15 protein-coding genes are annotated in these 16,849 nt (G+C 36.4%); 7 read left to right on the top strand and 8 right to left on the bottom strand.

The annotated features are described in order from the left end of the window. Window positions 1-205 precede the first annotated feature (205 nt). Window positions 206-3,070, bottom strand: coding sequence for an aminomethyl-transferring glycine dehydrogenase (gene gcvP / locus GOQ16_RS16435; protein WP_160070291.1), 2,865 nt, complete (start codon window positions 3,068-3,070; stop codon window positions 206-208). Between the two features lie 315 nt (window positions 3,071-3,385). Between gcvP and GOQ16_RS16430 the strand changes: the two genes are divergently transcribed. From GOQ16_RS16430 to GOQ16_RS16405, 6 genes are all read left to right on the top strand, one after another. Next, the gene (locus GOQ16_RS16430; protein ID WP_160070290.1) at window positions 3,386-4,300 is read left to right on the top strand and encodes a dimethylarginine dimethylaminohydrolase family protein; all 915 of its coding nucleotides are present in this window, start codon (window positions 3,386-3,388) and stop codon (window positions 4,298-4,300) included. Continuing rightward, a complete protein-coding gene (ctlX, locus tag GOQ16_RS16425; protein ID WP_160070289.1) occupies window positions 4,300-5,220 on the top strand; it encodes a citrulline utilization hydrolase CtlX in 921 nt (306 codons plus the stop codon). Before GOQ16_RS16430 ends, ctlX begins: the two co-directional genes overlap by 1 nt. Before the next feature lie 94 nt (window positions 5,221-5,314). After that, window positions 5,315-6,250: a hypothetical protein gene (locus tag GOQ16_RS16420; RefSeq protein ID WP_160070288.1), complete on the top strand. Its 936-nt coding sequence runs from the start codon at window positions 5,315-5,317 to the stop codon at window positions 6,248-6,250. A gap of 89 nt (window positions 6,251-6,339) precedes the next feature. Then, complete coding sequence (locus GOQ16_RS18220) at window positions 6,340-6,711, top strand: ribosomal maturation YjgA family protein (RefSeq protein ID WP_160070287.1); 372 nt, start codon at window positions 6,340-6,342, stop codon at window positions 6,709-6,711. A 74-nt stretch (window positions 6,712-6,785) separates the two neighbouring features. After that, complete coding sequence (locus tag GOQ16_RS16410) at window positions 6,786-7,124, top strand: hypothetical protein (protein WP_160070286.1); 339 nt, start codon at window positions 6,786-6,788, stop codon at window positions 7,122-7,124. Window positions 7,125-7,143: 19 nt separating this feature from the next. Further along, on the top strand, window positions 7,144-7,491 hold the full coding sequence (locus tag GOQ16_RS16405) for a hypothetical protein (RefSeq protein ID WP_160070285.1): 348 nt from the start codon (window positions 7,144-7,146) through the stop codon (window positions 7,489-7,491). A gap of 16 nt (window positions 7,492-7,507) precedes the next feature. Here the strand turns inward: GOQ16_RS16405 and bshC are convergent, their stop codons facing one another. The 7 genes from bshC to GOQ16_RS16370 form a co-directional block, all read right to left on the bottom strand. Next, window positions 7,508-9,097, bottom strand: coding sequence for a bacillithiol biosynthesis cysteine-adding enzyme BshC (bshC, locus tag GOQ16_RS16400; RefSeq protein ID WP_160070284.1), 1,590 nt, complete (start codon window positions 9,095-9,097; stop codon window positions 7,508-7,510). Between the two features lie 141 nt (window positions 9,098-9,238). Beyond that, window positions 9,239-10,552, bottom strand: a complete 1,314-nt coding sequence (locus GOQ16_RS16395; RefSeq protein ID WP_149913629.1) for a nicotinamide mononucleotide adenylyltransferase — start codon at window positions 10,550-10,552, stop codon at window positions 9,239-9,241. 68 nt (window positions 10,553-10,620) lie between these two features. Next, a complete protein-coding gene (locus tag GOQ16_RS16390) occupies window positions 10,621-11,163 on the bottom strand; it encodes an NUDIX hydrolase (protein WP_160070283.1) in 543 nt (180 codons plus the stop codon). A gap of 1 nt (window position 11,164) precedes the next feature. Further along, a complete protein-coding gene (locus tag GOQ16_RS16385) occupies window positions 11,165-12,904 on the bottom strand; it encodes a phospho-sugar mutase (protein ID WP_160070282.1) in 1,740 nt (579 codons plus the stop codon). 96 nt (window positions 12,905-13,000) lie between these two features. After that, on the bottom strand, window positions 13,001-13,639 hold the full coding sequence (locus GOQ16_RS16380) for a hypothetical protein (protein ID WP_160070281.1): 639 nt from the start codon (window positions 13,637-13,639) through the stop codon (window positions 13,001-13,003). A gap of 1 nt (window position 13,640) precedes the next feature. Continuing rightward, window positions 13,641-14,510, bottom strand: coding sequence for an SDR family oxidoreductase (locus tag GOQ16_RS16375; RefSeq protein WP_160070280.1), 870 nt, complete (start codon window positions 14,508-14,510; stop codon window positions 13,641-13,643). Window positions 14,511-14,512: 2 nt separating this feature from the next. Beyond that, window positions 14,513-15,280 carry an enoyl-CoA hydratase/isomerase family protein gene (locus GOQ16_RS16370; RefSeq protein WP_160070279.1) on the bottom strand — a complete coding sequence of 256 codons (768 nt, stop codon included), beginning with the start codon at window positions 15,278-15,280 and terminating at the stop codon, window positions 14,513-14,515. Window positions 15,281-15,828: 548 nt separating this feature from the next. On the opposite strand from GOQ16_RS16370, the gene GOQ16_RS16365 reads away from it, so the two are divergent. After that, window positions 15,829-16,356, top strand: a complete 528-nt coding sequence (locus GOQ16_RS16365; protein WP_160070278.1) for an ExbD/TolR family protein — start codon at window positions 15,829-15,831, stop codon at window positions 16,354-16,356. Window positions 16,357-16,849 lie beyond the last annotated feature (493 nt).

Genomic DNA, 16,849 nt, shown 5'->3' with positions numbered 1-16,849 from the left:
AAATAAGACTTTGGCAACAAAGCACAAGTCTGTGAAGCCCGAAGCCCATTTGTCTTTAGCAAATGGGTAGTTCACTATTAGTTGTAATATTCTAGTTTGATTATTTATAGTCAATATTTGATTGGTTATTAACAAGAAAAGCCTCATCAATCAAAATGATGGACTGAGGCTTCTTATAGTTTATCTCTTCAGAGAAGAGAATTAATTATGCGTACTCTTCGATTGAAGGACAAGAACAAATCAACATTCTATCACCTTGTGAATCATTCACACGTCCTACTGATGGCCAGAATTTAGCCGTTTTCAAGTAAGGAAGCGGATAAGCTGCAGTTTGACGTGAATATGGTCTATCCCATTCGTCTCCCGAAACTACTGCTGCCGTATGTGGTGCATTTTTCAATACGTTATTTTCTTTATCAACTTCGCCAGCTTCTACTGCTGCGATTTCTTTACGGATGGCGATCAACGCATCACAGAAACGATCCAACTCTGGTTTTGATTCCGACTCAGTAGGCTCTACCATCAATGTACCTGCAACTGGAAATGATACCGTTGGCGCATGGAAACCGTAGTCCATTAAACGTTTTGCGATGTCTGCTACTTCCACACCAACATTTTTGAAACCACGACAATCTAAAATCATCTCGTGCGCACAACGACCGTTTGCTCCTGCATAAAGCACAGGATAATGATCTTCTAAACGCGCTTTAATATAGTTTGCATTTAAGATAGCTGTTTTAGTAGCATCTGTAAGTCCATTTGCGCCCATCATCGCAATATAAGCATGAGAAATCAACAAAATGGAAGCCGAACCAAATGGTGCTGCTGAAACAGCTGTAATACCTTCTTCACCCGAAATTTCCACAACTTTATGGTTTGGTAAGAAAGGAACCAAGTGCGATGCCACACCGATTGGCCCCATACCAGGACCACCACCACCATGAGGAATACAGAATGTTTTATGTAAATTCAAGTGACACACATCAGCACCAATGAATCCTGGGCTAGTCAAACCAACCTGCGCATTCATATTCGCCCCGTCCATGTATACTTGACCACCATTTTCGTGGATAATATTACAGATTTCAATGATTGTCTCTTCAAACACACCGTGAGTCGATGGGTAAGTAACCATTAAAGAGTTTAAGTTTGCTGCATGCTCATTAGCTTTCGCTCTCAAATCTTCAACATCGATATTACCTTTGTCATCCGTTTTCACAACTACAACCTTTAGACCAGCCATAGAAGCTGAAGCTGGGTTTGTGCCATGTGCCGAAGCTGGGATCAAACAGATATTGCGGTGACCTTCACCACGGCTTTTGTGGTAAGCATCGATTACCATTAGACCCGCGTACTCACCTTGCGCACCTGAGTTTGGTTGGAACGACATTTTCGCAAATCCAGTAATTTCTGACAACCAATCATTCAATTCGTTGATTAAATGCATATAGCCAGAAGTTTGGTCTGCTGGCGCAAATGGATGTAATCCACCAAAACGAGCCCAAGTCACAGGAACCATCTCTGTTGTTGCATTCAATTTCATTGTACAAGAACCCAATGGAATCATTGAGTGACACAATGACAAATCTTTAGCTTCTAAAGATTTGATATAACGCAACATTTCGTGCTCTGAGTGGTAAGTATTGAAGATCGGGTGCGTCAAATAATCTGAAGTACGCTCCAATTCCGCTGGAATAGAAGTACCCAATTCATTTGCCAATTCTTCTAAATCCAAATCGTCCTGTAATTTGCCTTTTACTTTAGCAAATACACGTACGATAGTTTGAATATCTTGAAAAGTTGTAGTTTCATCGATTGAAATTCCAACTGTACCCTCGTTATAATAGAAATTCAATTCATTGTTTAAAGCTTCTGATTTCAAACCGTCAACTTCATTACCCAAATTGAATCGTAATGTATCAAAATACGTTTTATTAACTTGCTCATAGCCCAATGATTGGATTGCTTTATCCGCAAGTTTAGCTAGATCATTGATACGTGTAGCAATATTTTTGATGCCTTTTGGACCGTGATATACGGCGTAGAATGACGCCATAATTGCTAATAAAGCTTGTGCAGTACAAATATTCGAAGATGCTTTATCACGACGAATGTGTTGCTCACGGGTTTGTAATGCCATACGCAACGCATATTCGCCATTTGAATCCGAAGTCACACCAATGATACGACCTGGAATGTTACGCTTGTATGCATCTTTCGTTGCGAAGAATGCAGCATGAGGGCCACCAAAACCCATCGGTACACCAAAACGTTGTGAGTTACCTACAACAACATCCGCGCCCCATTCGCCTGGAGGCGTTAATAATGCCAATGACATTAAATCTGCAGCCACACAAATTGTGATATTTTTAGCGTGAGCCGCTTCTGCAAAGTTTTTATAATCTGCAAGCGTACCATCAGCAGCTGGGTATTGCATGAAAACAGCAAATACATCTTCTGCCAAATTATCTTCTGTGATATCAGCTATGCGTAATTCTACACCAAATGGCGTAGCACGCGTAGTCAATACATCTAAAGTCTGAGGAAATACATTTGGAGACACCAAAAATACATTAGCATTTTTGTTTTTGCGCGCCGAATACAACATGAACATGGCTTCAGCGGCAGCTGTAGCCTCATCCAATAAAGAAGCATTCGCAATTTCTAAACCTGTGAAATCTGAAACTACAGTTTGAAAATTCAATAACGCTTGCAAACGTCCTTGCGCAATCTCCGCTTGGTACGGCGTATATTGTGTATACCATCCTGGATTTTCGAATACATTACGCTGAATTACACCTGGAAGAATTACATCATTATATCCTTGACCGATATACGATTTGAAAACTTTGTTCTTCTCTGCAATCTGTGCTACTTTCTCCAAATAAGCGACTTCGCTCAATGCATTTGGAAGATTCATAGCTTTTCTTCTAATCTGAGCAGGAACAGTTTGTTCGATCAACTCATCTAAAGAAGCTACACCCAAAAAATTCAACATTTCTTCGGTTTGTGCAGCACTAGGTCCGTTGTGACGGTCCTGAAATTTTTCTTGGTAATGTACGTTACTCATTTGCTTTATAATTGCAAGAACACTAATGTATTAACACTTTGACAAACATTTCTTTCGCTTTACGAAAGCTAAATGTTTGGTTGCGCAAAGATACGGAATTTTGAATACTTTTTGAACGAATACAGCCTTCCAAAAAAATTTATCGTCATGCAAACGTTTGTTCGATTTTATTATTAAAAAATCAGATAAAACAATTTAAAATTCAAAAATATTCAGTCTCATGGGCATAGCCTGACAAAACTCTCAAAAGTTTCTATCAATCAATTTATTACAATACAATTTGCTAAATTACAAGCAAGTACAAGCCAAATTTATATGCTGAAACTAAATGTTAAAAATGAGACTGCAAAATTAAAATCTGTAATCTTGGGAAGAGCCGACAGCAATGGACCAACGCCCCTTCCCGAAGAAGCATATGACCCAAAATCTCTCGAACACATTCTTGCTGGAACTTACCCCAATGAGTCAGATATGCTCGAAGAAATGTCAGCTTTCGAAAAGATATTAAAAAAGCATGATGTTGAGGTTTTACGTCCCCGATTAATACCCAGTTTAAATCAGATTTTCACCCGGGATATTGGCTTTGTAATTGAAGATAAATTTATAAAATCTAACATTTTACCAGACCGCGCAGAAGAGTGGGAAGCTATTGATTTTATCGTAGCACAAATCGAAAAAGATAAACTCGTTGTTCCTCCCGAAGTAGTCCATATTGAAGGAGGTGATGTGATAGTTTGGAACGATTATCTTTTTGTCGGCACGTATTATGGTGTAGACTATTCAGAAATCAATACCGCACGCACAAATCGTCATGGCGTAGAATTCATTCAAGAATTATTCCCCAATAAAACAGTTATAGATTGCGACTTGATAAAATCAATGACCAATCCCCGAGCCAATGCGTTACATCTAGATTGTTGTTTTCAACCCATTGGATTGGACAAAGGAATTATCTTTAAAGGTGGTTTCCGCAATCCAAATGATTACCATCGCATTGTGGAGATTTTTGGGAAAGAAAACTTATTTCATATTGATGCAGACGGCATGTATGAAATGATTTCCAATGTCTTTTCTATTTCACCTGAAATCATTGTTTCCGAACAACGATTTGATAAGTTGAATATTTGGCTGGAGGAACAAAGTTTTACAGTTGAACGAATTCCATACCATGAAATCGGCAAACAAGAAGGTTTATTACGTTGCTCCACCTTACCCCTAATTCGCGAATAATGACACAGTCTACAAACACTATATTGATGGTTCGCCCTGCTGATTTTCGTGCCAATGAAGAGACCGCAGTGAATAATTATTTTCAAGACACCGAAACTGTAAACAAAGACACCAATTTATTGGCGAAAGCTGAATTTGACAATGCTGTAAAAACGTTGGAAGCAGCAGGCGTACAAGTTATCGTAGTCGAAGATTCTGGGAAGTTTGATACACCTGACAGTATCTTTCCAAATAATGTCATTTCTTTTCATGATGACAAGGCGATTCTTTATCCCATGTTTGCTGCGAATAGGCGACGTGAGATTTTCTTAGGGCATTTGGGAATATTGGAAAAACATGGAATAAAATTTAAAACCATCAAAGATTATTCCCTATATGCAGATCAAGAAATATTCTTAGAAGGAACGGGTATACTAATTTTGGACAGAGAGAATAAAATCGCTTATTGTTCTATTTCCGAACGCGCCAATGAATCGCTCGTTCAATTGTATTGCGAAGATAATGGCTACCAACCTATTATTTTCCATGCTACACAAGAAGTCGAACAGCAGCGTCTTCCAATCTACCATACAAATGTTATGATGGCATTAGGATCTAAATTTTGTGTGATTTGTTTGAATAGCATTCAAAATACGGAAGAACAAAATCAACTCATCCAATCCTTAGAATCTACCCAGAAAACAATTATTCCAATATCCGAAGCCCAAATACACCGTTTTTGCGGTAATATCTTAGAACTGAAAAACAAAGATGACGAAACATTAATTGTCATGAGTGAACAGTCGTACAAAGCATTTTCAGAAGAACAAAAACAGCAGCTATCAAACTTTGGGCAACTCGTTTATATGCCAATTTATACAATTGAAAAATTTGGCGGAGGTTCCATACGCTGCATGATCGCCGAAGTATTTCACACTTAAAAAACTATAATTTTAAAATTAAGGGGTAACATTCTATTCATTTTGCTGATATAATGAAAAGAACAGAATAAATAACCCATTAAATTTTAAAATTATGAAAAAGCTTATACAATTATTCGGAATAGGAGCATTAATTATTAGCTCAATTTCTTGTTCAAATGAAACAGTTTACGAGCCCTTATTTGCCCCAAATGGAGTAGCGCTAAAAAACTTATTTGCTAGTAACCTAGATGCTATTACACAACATGACTCTTTTGACGCTTCTGATGTTTTTATGTTTACTTCAGAAAAAGGTGTAAAAGTCATGATCAATGGTTCGTGTCTCAAAAAACAAAACGGTGATCCTGTAGTCGGGGAAGTTGACTTTTCTTACGTGGAAATATTTGATAGAGGGACCATGCTCGCGACCAATAAACCAACTGTAGCAATGCAAGGCGGAGAACCTAGATTACTAACTTCTGGTGGTGAATTCTTAATCAAAATCACGCAGAATGGAGAAGAATTAACTACGGAATGTGGGTATTCTATTCATGCTCCTACAAGTATTACAGGTGGTACAGATCAAGATATGGGTGCTTTTGCTGGAACAATAGATGCGAATGGGGATTTGTCTTGGGAAGATATTACACAGACGACAGAGATGTGGACAGGATTTAACCAAGCTACAAATGCAGAAGCCTATAACGCATTTGTCAATGATTTTGATTGGTTCAATTTCGATAAATTTGTGGATTTGGGGCAGGGTTTCACTAGCGTTTCGTTTCAAAGCCCAGCTGGTTTTAACAACAGCAACAGTTATATTTTCATGGCGACAAAGACACGACCAAATTCACTAGCTTATGCAAGTACTAGAATGCCAGTCGGTGCTGAAGTGTATTATATTTTAGTAGCAGAATATAATAGTGGATTTAAATATGCTGTAAAACCTGTGATGACACTAACGGCAAATCCTACTGTAATTTTTAATTTTTCAGAATTGCAAAATGGAACTATCCAACAGGTCATCGATGCCATAAACGATTTGCCCTAATCTAAAAAATAGCTTATATCACACCTTTTACATCCTCCAAGGTTATCTGACTTTGGAGGTATTTTTGTATTATAACGCTATATTGCTTTATGTTAAAAAGAAGACTCATATATTTTATCCTTATTATTATCACAATTTCTCTTGGATTGTTTTCACGAAAAATAGAGTTTCTTCCTTTAGCAACTGGTGATGCGCTATATGCCATAATGGTGTATTGGGGGTTTCGGTTTTTGTTTACCATGAGACCTTTACATTACGCGCTCTTATTATCAATTGTATTTTGTTTTAGTATCGAGTTCTTACAACTTGTCCAAATACCATTCCTCATTGAAGCTAAAAATCATTCCTTATTAAGATTAGTCTTAGGCCAAGGTTTTCTTTGGTCAGATTTAATTGTTTACAGCATCGGGGCATTTGCGTGCTACCTTCTCGATAAAAAATTTCTATTTTCTAAAAAATAAATTTCAAATCAATTGAATCTGCACTAAACCTACGTAATATTTAAAAGTCATATTTATCGACTAAAAACAATATTATGAAATTACTAATAGCCTCTTTCGTGTTGATTACTCTTGCAATTCTTTCCAGCTGTGGTGTCTATTATTCACAAGACTATACTTTAATCAAAATTGGTATGACTACAGAGGAAGTCATTGCTATAGCTGGAAAACCAATTCAAATAGTTGCAGCAAAAAAATATGACGATGGAATTTTAGAAATCTATGAATACCCAAGTCGTCCATATAGAACAGATACCTTATTGAACTGGTATCATTTTATTGATAATAAATTAGAAGAGTGGGGACCTAAGGAACAATACGCCCCTTCTGACTATGACAGGTACTATCATAAATATAGAAGAAATAACAGATAATTATACTTAAACATAAATTATGAAAACTATTAAAGCCCTTGTTCTGCTTATTATCACCGTATCAATAAATGGCTGCGCTGCATTCAAAAACCCAGACTTCTCTCTGATCACTTTAGACATGTCTAAGCAGGAAGTAATTAGTCTTATTGGAAAACCACAGCGCGTGGTTGGTGCACAAAAATATGATGATGGATTGTTAGAAATTCTAGAATATAAAGTTGACAAAATTACTTCTGAACAATTGGATTCACGCTATAATTGGCTTTTCTTTTTGAATAATGAATTGCAAGAATTTGGCGATAAAAATCAATATCTACCAAATGAATACGATAAATATTATCAAAAATATAGAAATAATCGAAGATAGCTTAAGCTATTTTCGGCTAATACAATATCGTAAACTTGAAATCCAAGGGATTAAAATGCTTTATCAATTCTTTAATTAAATCATCCCCATATTTGACATATAACGTTGCAAAGTTTTCCGAACGCTCCTGCAAACCTCCATTGGGGAATAATTTTTCTTTTACACGCTCTATTTGGATTAAGGCTTCTTCGTGATTGTGCTTATCAGCCTTCAACAATTTCTTTTCCAAATTATCGATTGCCTTTTTCAATCGTGCTTGTACAGCTTCCGTACTCGGTGCTAGACTAGCATCAATCTTGTGTGCACGCAATTTTATTTTTCCAAAAATCGCATTGAATTCCATCCATTCATCACGTAGATTGAGTCTATGAGTTGTATGTCTTCTTACATACTCATTCTGCAATGCAGTAGTAGATTTGAAAATGGATTTAAAGGTCAAGTCTAATCGGTAAATTTTATTTGCTACAACATCATCCGTAATCATAGCTGAATTCCGCGGAATTAGAATCGGATAAGGAATCCCAAATTGATCAAAATTGGCTTTGAACTGCAACCAATACACAATCTCAGCACCACCTCCAATATAAGCTAAATTCGGTAATATTACTTCTTGATACAATGGTCGCATCACCACATTAGGACTGAAGCGCTCCGGATTTGTTGCAATTTCTTGCTTTAATTCTTCTACCGAAAAAAATACATCTTGATGCAAAACTTCAAATCTTCCATCCTCATTTTTCACTATGCGCTCTCGATATTCATCCGTCAAGTAAAAGAAATTACACTCCCGTGCATGAACTTGCGTTGAAAAACCCTTTTCTTCTAATTCTTTTGTAGTATTTGAAATTGCTTGGAAACTTTTCTCTTCGAGAATATCTTCTTGAATAATTGGCACAAATACTTCTTTTAGCTCTTTGCGATCCGCATCTACGATGACTAAACCGTATTCTTTAAATAATGCATTCACCAATACACGCGTTGCATCCGCGAGATTACGACCTTGCAAATATGCTTCTTCGACAATCTCAGCCAATTTCGAGGAGTTTTCAGAAAGCCCCAACATCCCAATATATTGACGCACAACAGCCTCCATGGAAGATGTATCCATTTTTCCTGTACCCGAAATTCCCGGAACATCCCAAACGATTTTTTTGCCGTATACACGTGTATTGTTGATTTCAGCAAAATCGTGATCTTCTGAAGCCATCCAATACACAGGAACAAAGTTTTGATCTGGAAACTTTACTTTCAAATCTTTTGCTAAACGAATGGCGCAAGCAATCTTGAAAAGAAAATAAAGCGGACCTGTAAAGATATTTAACTGGTGACCAGTCGTAATTGTATACGTATTAGATTGCGCTAGTAAGTCAATTTGACGAGCAACTTCGGGCGCGTCATTGAGTAAATCGCCGTATTGATTTTTTAAAGATTCTACTAGAATTTCGCGATGCGCGAAGGATGATTTCATTTGAATTTGCTTTTCGAATCCCTCATAAGTGGGTTGATTGCCATAAAATGAAGTTAACTCTTCATTTCCAGCTAAATATGCCAACAAGGTTCTAGAAAAGCTGTTCGTATCTTTATAATCAATATAGGTTGCTTTCATTAAGAAGAATTATTTCACGACAAATGTATAGTTATTAGGTATACAATTTACAGAAAATTGCAAAAAGGAAAAGGGCAACAATCAATTATAGCGAAGATTTGACAAATCGAATCCCGAAAGTGAGGCTTTCGGGATTAAGATTTATACAGTTTTCACGTATTTCTCATCGTAATTTTCAATATCGATAATATATCGATTTTGAATCAAGAAGTCGTATAAAGGTTTCGCCTCTTCCGATACTTTAAGATTTTGCGTGGTAATAATTTGATTTTCTTTCTTATTCAAATAAGGATAAGCGTACAATTTCACATTCTTACTAAACATCCCAGAGATATACGACAACAATTCATTCGTGTAGTTCTCTTTATTATAATTATCAGAATTGAAGATATTGCGCAAGTTCGAAACGTTGGTCGCGATACCTACATTGGCAGGTTTGAAGTTTTTGAAAAATTCCGCTAGGTGATTATTACGTCTGAAGTTAGACACCAAAATATTATTGCCTGTAGCACACAGTTCTTCGGCACGATCTGCAAAATATTGCAAGTCTTCGATCGTCAAATCCGAATCTTCATCCAAAACATTTCCCATCAATACCTCAATCAATACAACTGTATTTTCGGGCTTAGCATTTGTATTTTTCTTGAATTGCTCGACAGCTTGGTTGAATAAATCAAAGTTTGGTAGAGATTTTTGACGGTATTTTGTACGAAGTACGATAATATCTTTTCTATACAAAAAGTCTTTAATTTGTGCTGCTTTACCATCTGGTTTAAAAATTGCAGCATTCGAAAATCCTTTAGCAATCAAATATAGGTTAACCAAACGTTCGTTTACATTTTCGAAAACAGGACCTGTAACTTTGATTAAATCAATTTCTACAGCACCTACCGACAGGTTGTCGACCAAAGATTCTATCATCACTTGCGGATCATGCGCATAATAATAAGCTGCAAAAACTAAGTTAACACCTAAAATCCCCAAAACTTTAGATTGAAGACGGTTATCCGAATCCAATAAACGCACGTGCATAATGATATCGTTTGTAGGTCCATCGACTTCCGATTGAAAGCGAATTCCCAACCAACCGTGTGGCTCATTTGTTTTGGTAAAATTTAGTGTAGTAACCGTATCTGCAAAGGCAAAGAATTTTTTATTATCGTATTTTTCGGTGTGAAGTCTTTCTGTCAGCAGCGTAAACTCATGCGCTAGCATTTTGCGTAAGCGTGTTCTACTCACATATCTTCCCGAATCTTCAGCGCCATAGATTGCGTCTGAAAAAGCCATATCGTAGGCCGACATAGTTTTCGCAATAGTCCCTGAAGCGGCACCCGCTTCGAAGAAATTACGTGCAACTTCCTGTCCAGCCCCAATCTCCGCAAACGTCCCATAGATAGCTGGATCGAGGTTAATTTTCAAAGCCTTGCGCTTTGTTTCGAATATCTCTCTTGCCATAATGCAAAGATAAAAAAATGCGTTTAATTAGTTAGATAAACAATGATTATACAAAATGGGCTTACTTTTTACAGTAAGCCCATTTTGTGAAATGTATAGAATAGCGCCGAACTGTGTAAGGCTTGTCCTATTTTATTATCAAATAAGAACTTCTTAGCTTCTTCAATTGTCATTTCTACCACTTCTATATCCTCAGAACTGTCTAGGTCTTGTTCTTGTACTTTCTTTCCTCCTGTGAGCAAATAGGTGTACGTTAGATTTCCACTCGTGGCTGGATTGGCAAATAATTCGCAGATGTATTCTATCTTATCAAATGCATAACCTGTTTCCTCCAACAACTCCCTACGTGCCGCCACTTCGGGTTCCTCGTCATCTTCGACCACACCAGCTGGTAATTCTACCATAATCTGATCCGCTCCATGACGATATTGTTTCACAAAAAGAACATTTCCGTCCTCCGTGATAGCCACCATATTCACCCAAGTTGGATATTCTAATACGTAATATTCATCTTTTATATTACCATTGGGCAATTCTAGCTTATCTACACGTAGCGTTGCCCAAGGTCTTTGGATGATATATTTAGATTCTAATAATTTCCACTTTTGCATATTAGCCTTTTACGATATCAGCCATGATGTTTTCTACTTTTTGTTCCAGCTTAGCTGAAATAGCTTCATAGTTTGACGCATCAAGCAACGTTTCCTTTACTGAGCAGTAGAATTTTATTTTCGGCTCTGTACCAGAAGGTCTCGCGGAAATAACATCGCCATCTACTGTGATAAATTGCAAAACATCAGATTTTGGCAAATCGATTACAGAAGTGTCTCCCGAAATTAAATTTGTAGCAACCTGATTCTCGTAATCACGAATTTCTTTTACCTGCACACCACCTAATGTTTTAGGTGCATCGGCACGCAAATCCACCATCATTTGCTTTATTTCATCGGCTCCAGCTTTTCCTTTTTTAGTCAAAGAAATTAGCTTTTCCTTGTAAAATCCATAGTTTACATAAAGTTCTAAGAGAACCTCATAAAGGGATTTACCTTGAGTTTTGAAATAAGCCGCCATTTCTGCGATGAATGCACATGAGTTTACAGCATCTTTGTCACGCACTAAGTCGCCTACCAAGAAACCATAACTTTCTTCTCCGCCTACAAGGTAATTCTCTTTGCCTAATTCACGTGTAATTACCTCACCAATGTATTTGAACCCTGTAAGTGTATCGTAATATTTGACACCGTAATCTATACCAATATCTGAGATTAGATTTGTAGTAACGATAGTTTTAACAATATAATCGTTGTCCTTAAGCTCGCTTTTGTCTTTCTTCGATGAAAGGACATAATAGGTCAATAAACTTCCGATTTGGTTACCATTCAATAATTGATATTCACCTTTGCTATTGCGCACAGCAACACCCACACGATCCGCATCAGGGTCTGTTGCCATAACAACATTAGCACCCAATTCTTCGCCACGTTTCTTTGCCATGGACATCGCATCCTCTTCCTCTGGATTCGGATATACTACTGTAGGGAAATTTCCGTCAGGTTTAGCTTGCTCTTCTACGACTGTAACATTCGTAAAACCCCATGCTTCTAACATCTTAGGAACTACCGTAATACCTGTGCCGTGAATCGGAGAAAAGACAATTTTCAAATCTTTCTGAGCCTCTACAGCTTCTGGATGAATACTTAAGCGCTTATTTGCTTGCACATAAATGTCATCAAAGTCCGCTCCAACGATTGTGATATTCTCGCTATTGCGTTCAAATTTTATGTCTTTAACAGATGTAATTGTATTTACTTCAGTGATTACATTCTCATCATGCGGAGCGACTAACTGACCGCCATCATTCCAATAGGCTTTGTAGCCATTGTATTCTTTTGGATTGTGCGAAGCCGTCAACATTACACCACTTTGGCAATTGAAATGCCTTACGGCAAATGACAACATTGGTGTAGGACGTAATTGCTCAAATAAAAATACATGAATATCATTAGCAGAAAAAACATCCGCAACAAGATGTCCTAATGTTTGTGAATTATTACGGCTATCGTAGGATACAGCAACTTTGATTTGTTGATCCGGGAATTGCTTCTTCAAATAGTTTGCCAATCCCTGCGTTGCCTTACCTAATGTATATTTATTGATACGATTAGATCCTACGCCCATAATACCACGTAAGCCTCCTGTACCAAATTCTAGTTCCTTATAAAAAGAATCCAAAAGTTCTGTTTCTTCATTATTATCAACCAATTGCTTTACTTGTGCAACTGTTTCAGCATCATATTCAGCTGATAGCCACTGGTCAATTCTTGATTTGGTTTGTTGGTCTAGTGTGCTCATATATCTTCTTTTCTGTAATCTATAATTTATTAACAATTTATTAAAAATAATTCATATTACAGAGATTTATAAAGCTGTAATATATAACGATTTAAATTATGCATCACATCCCGCATATGCTCTATCTAACGTAGTAACATACCAGCCTCCTTTATACTTTCGAACATGAAAAACTAAAGGGTATTGGGAAGTGAGTATAATTCTATAACTTTCTTTTTCAGCACGTTCAATTTGAATCAAGTCATCTTCTGAAAATTTATCTTCATCAAACTCATCTTCAAATGCTGCGATATTTGATAATTGGTTAGGATGAGAAGTTGTATCACATACAAAACCCATTTTATCCCATTTTTCTGAACCACAATCAAAAGCAGGAAGTTTTTCATATGTTAATACAAAATCAAAGCTCAAATCTGGATAGGCGAATACTTCGGGTATCGGCTGACTGAAATTCAAAGAATCTATTTTAACAAAAGTGTCAGCAGCACCTGGACGGTAGATTATATATATCCCCAAATCTGGATGTATCAAAGTATTTGCTTTTAGATTATCTTTACTCGCATATGCTCTTGCAAAACGTGTAATTACTTCAGATAATTGATTCTGCTCTTGCGAAGTAGTTGGAACTACTGTAACTACGGAATCTTGCTTTGTCTCTTTTTCCGACTTATTCCTTGGATTACAACTGATAATCAAAGCAAATAAAAGCACCAAGCTTATACAGTGTTTATACATATTATTTATTGTTTTCACGGATAGCTTTTTCAATATAATCCCACATTTCCGGAGCGATGGCTTCCATTCCATTCATCTGACCAGCACCTTGCAACCATTCTCCGCCATCAATCGTTATGATTTCTCCGTTGATATATCCTGCAAAATCAGAAACAAGAAAAGCGGCTAAATTCGCTAACTCTTGGTGCTCACCAACACGTTTTAATGGTACACGATTTTTGAAGTCAAATTTTGCAGCCAATTCTCCTGGCAACAGACGATCCCAAGCTCCTTTGGTCGGAAATGGTCCTGGTGCAATTGCATTGCTTCGAATGCCATATTTTCCCCATTCAGCGGCCAATGATCTTGTCATCGTAAGCACACCTCCTTTTGCCACAGCCGAAGGTACGACATATCCCGAACCTGTAAAAGCATAGGTTGTAATAATATTCAAAATATTCGCCGTTTGCTTGCTTTCAATCCACTTTTTACCAAAAGTTAATGTACAATTTACTGTTCCTTTAAGTACAATATCTATTATTGCTGAAAATGCATTTGCTGACAGTCTTTCGGTAGGAGAAATAAAATTTCCAGCTGCATTATTTACAAGTACGTCTACAGCTCCAAAGTTGACGACCGTCTCCTTATATAATCGTTCGACATCTTCAATATTGCGAACATCGCAACTAATTGCCAACACAGAATTATTTGTTTTAGATTCAATTTCATTAGCCGTTTGACTCAAAACATCCAGCTTGCGGCTAGTGATTACCACATTAGCACCTAATTCAGAAAAATATGTTGCCATCGCTTTCCCCAAACCTGTTCCTCCACCAGTAACCACAATTGTTTTGCCCAAAAGCGCGTCTTCGCGCAACGCTCCCTGTACCATAGTTATACTTTTTTTTGCGTCAAATTTTCAATGATTGTCTTGAGTATTGCGCGTGTGCTTGGTTTCCACCACTGCTCTAACACCTGATTGATGGTTTCTGTTTGGTCTTTTTCAAATTCGGCTATCAAATTCTTTCTAAAATTCAATTTGGATATACGCCATGCATTTTTTTCGTATTGTGTTACAGATTTAATCTTACGCATTGCCGCACTTTGAATTCGATTAAATTGCACGACTTCATCTACTAACCCAATTTCTTTCGCTTCTAAAGGATTGAATAACTTGCCATCTAATAAGCTTCTGTACGCATTGCCTTCTCCAAGCCAGAAGCTATACAGTTTAAATATACTTTCTGGCACTACAATACCTACGGGCAGTTCATTCAACCCAATAATAAAATCGCCATCCGCCATCACCCTATAATCGCAGCATATCGCCATTACGCAACCGCCTGCAGGACTATGTCCGGTAATAGCAGATACTGCTGGTTTTGGAAATGATACTAACTTATGAAGTAATACTATAAATGAATTCCAAAAAGATTTCATCTGAACTTCATCATATTGATAAAGTGTAATTAGATCCAAACCTGATGTGAAAAAATTTTCCTTTCCGCTCAAAATCAGACCTTCTACAGCTGGATCTTCAGCAGCTGCATCAATGGCCATAATAAGCTCTTCAACCATTTCAAAATGCAAAGCATTTGATTTACCACGATCTAAAAGAATATGATAAATATGATCTTCAATGTGCGTCTTGATGAATTCCATACGTTTATAATTAGACAACAAAATAAGGATTTTTTAATAAAAAAAGTTTAAACGAAATTATCGAAACTATATTCATCGAGATACACTATTAAATTAGAAAACAAAAATTAGTGGGTTTAAAACCTATCTGTAGTGTTATACCGAAAATAACATATTAAAAACTAAAAATATGTTTTTAATTATTAATTATACATTTATCTTTAAGGATGTTATGTGGCAACATTACAAACCTAACCATCTAAAGATAATTATTTATGCATTGCGTGATTTAATTAATAAAAATTTAAATAAGACAAAAAAATCGCCCTCTACTAAAAAGCCATAGTTTTACGATATGTGAATAGTTCATTGGCGAGCATTACTTTTTAAATATTATTTGCCCAATAATAGTGTGTGTGTTAGCGGAGTGTCCTTACTCCGCTCTTTGTATTAAAATAAGATATTGAAGACTCGATCTAATAAAACTTAAAAATCTAATTTATGGAAACTGGCATATAAACTCATCATTAAAGTGATAACTCATTTGAATACAATTATAATCATACATTATGGCTGAATTAAACAACACTAATAATGCAATTTCCAACAAAAGAGGCAGAAGTAGAAAAATTGCGCCCAAAGTAGATTTAACAGCGATGGTTGATTTAGCTTTTCTTCTAATAACTTTCTTTATGTTAACAACGTCACTTAATAAACCAAATTCATTAGATGTGGTTGTGCCCTATAAAAATTTAGATGCAAAAGTAGATATGGATGAAAGGAGAATAATCAATCTCATAGTCCAGGATAATTCATACACATTGATTCATGGAGATATACGAAACCCTATTCAAACTGTAAACAATATTACAGCAACAAATAAAAGTCTAAAAGCTAAGCTAAACGAAATAAAACAATCCGTTTATACGCTAACTAACGGAAAGGAAGCTGTTGTACTCATAAAACCCACAACTGAAGCAAATACCAAAAGTATAATAGACAGTTTCGATGAGATTAGGTCTGCCGGTATCAAACATTATATGCTCAGCAAACTCTCGAAAGAGGACGAACAGCTTGTAAGTGTGATGAGATATTAAGACAACACTAAACCTAATCCCTATAATTGTATTATATATCTTAAAATAACATGGTTTGAATATAGCACGATGAAGATTACAACAAAAGTTGGATTATAGATAGTTAAAGGCATCAGTTAATGCTTTCACAACATTTTTATAAGTGGTAAAATTCCATTAATATCCAAAACTAAATCAGTGAGCGAGGTTAATAGATGGTATTAATACTTTGTTTGTGATTCTGAAATTCCAGTTATAATTAATCAAAAGACAAATAAAGTTGATTATTGATTACGATGCTTTGCACCACTTTGACACGGCCTATTATACTATAAGCTTGATCTGGAAAATCTATTTTCCAAAAGATGTAACTGTAGCTTCAAGAACAATTTGGAATAAATTTTAACTAAATATGCTATAAATGAAAAGTTTAAACACAAAAAAGCCTTACCACGTTATGTGATAAGGCTTTGTATAAAAAAAGGCACCGACCTACTCTCCCACCTGTTACGGC

It is taken from the genome of Sphingobacterium bovisgrunnientis, assembly GCF_009829085.1.
Lineage (GTDB): Bacteria > Bacteroidota > Bacteroidia > Sphingobacteriales > Sphingobacteriaceae > Sphingobacterium > Sphingobacterium bovisgrunnientis.
This window is presented reverse-complemented; position numbering and strand designations above follow the sequence as displayed.